At 62.5% G+C, this 1,377-nt stretch carries 1 protein-coding gene; it reads right to left on the reverse strand.

What is annotated here, in order from left to right; all coding sequences use genetic code 11:
• Positions 1–23: 23 nt before the first annotated feature.
• Complete coding sequence (locus FHR97_RS20050) at positions 24–1,277, reverse strand: IS256 family transposase (RefSeq protein ID WP_183385566.1); 1,254 nt, start codon at positions 1,275–1,277, stop codon at positions 24–26.
• Positions 1,278–1,377: the final 100 nt, after the last annotated feature.

Here is a 1,377-nt window from a genome sequence, read left to right on the forward strand (position 1 = left end):
TCGTCAAATCTGGTGGATGGCGGTCAGGCCGCATTCCTGTCTGATTGATCGGCTACCTGCTCCCCGTCCTGGAACTTGACGTTGCTGACGACCAGCTCCAACTTCTGGAAGTGCTTGATTCGCCTCCAACGTTTCTGGGCGGACTGGAGCAGTTTGAAGACCATCGCCAGAGTCGTGTCCCGGGAGCCGCAGTTCCGGCTGCGCTTCGTCCTCAGGCGAACCGTGGCGAAGGTCGACTCGATCGGGTTGGTAGTGCGGATGTGCACCCAATGCTCTGCCGGGAAGTCATAGAACGCCAGCAGTTCGTCCCGATCCTTGGCCAGGCAGTCCATCGCCTGGGGGTACTTGGCGCCGAAACGCTTCAGCGTGCGGTCGAAGGCCTGATGGGCTGCTTCGCGCGTCTCAGCCATCCAGATCTCGTGCAGCTCAGCCTTGACCTTGGGCTGCACCGATTTGGGCAGCTTGTTCAGCACATTGGCGGCCTTGTGAACCCAGCAACGCTGGTGCGCCGTGGTCGGATAGACCTTGCTCAGCGCTTTCCAGAAACCCAAGGCGCCATCGCCGATCGCCAGCCTGGGAGCCTCTGTCAGGCCACGCTCTCGCAGGCCCGTGAGCAGCTCCGTCCAGCTGGCCTCCGACTCCCGATGGCCATCCTCGACGGCGACCAGTTCCTTGCGGCCATGTGCCGTGACGCCGACGATCACCAGCAGACAGAGACGGTCATCCATGCGGACGTTGCTGTAGACGCCATCTGCCCACCAGTACACATAGCGGCGGTCCGCCAGGTCGCGCTGACACCACGCCTTGTGCTCGTCGAGCCACTGGGCCTTCAATCGCGAGACCGTGTTGGCCGATAGGCCCTTAGCCTGGTCACCCAGCAGGGCCGACAGTGCCTCCTGATAGTCGCCGGTGGAGACGCCCTTGAGATAGAGCCAGGGAATCAGCTCCTCGACGCTGCGGGCCCGTTTCAGGTAGGGCGGCAACAGGGTGCTGTTGAAGCAGGCCTGGCCGCCACTCCGGTCCCGCACCTTGGGCACCTTGACGGTGACGTCACCGATGCCGGTCTGCACGGTGCGCTCCGGCAGATAGCCGTTGCGTACCACCGCCTGCCGACCGTCCTCCAGAGTCGTGTCGGCATACTGGGCCAGGAAGGTGGCCAACTCGGCCTCCACGGCCTTGGCAATCAGGTCTCGTGCCCCTTGGCGCAACAATTCGTGTAACGGGTCCGAGGTCTCGGATTCTGGCTGTGACAGGGCTCGGAGGGTAGAATCGGTCATGGCGTATCCGCTCGTGTTGATTGAGATCTTGGTCGTGATCAATCAACAGGATACGCCACCCTTCCTACCTCCTCCCGTACACCAGAAATCACCATAGCTC

This window comes from Halomonas stenophila, assembly GCF_014192275.1.
In the GTDB taxonomy this organism is placed as follows: domain Bacteria; phylum Pseudomonadota; class Gammaproteobacteria; order Pseudomonadales; family Halomonadaceae; genus Halomonas; species Halomonas stenophila.

Bases quoted from the DNA above. Each gene is read 5' to 3' on its own strand.
- FHR97_RS20050 (WP_183385566.1), bottom strand. From the start codon at position 1,277: ATGACCGATTCTACCCTCCGAGCCCTGTCACAGCCAGAATCCGAGACC.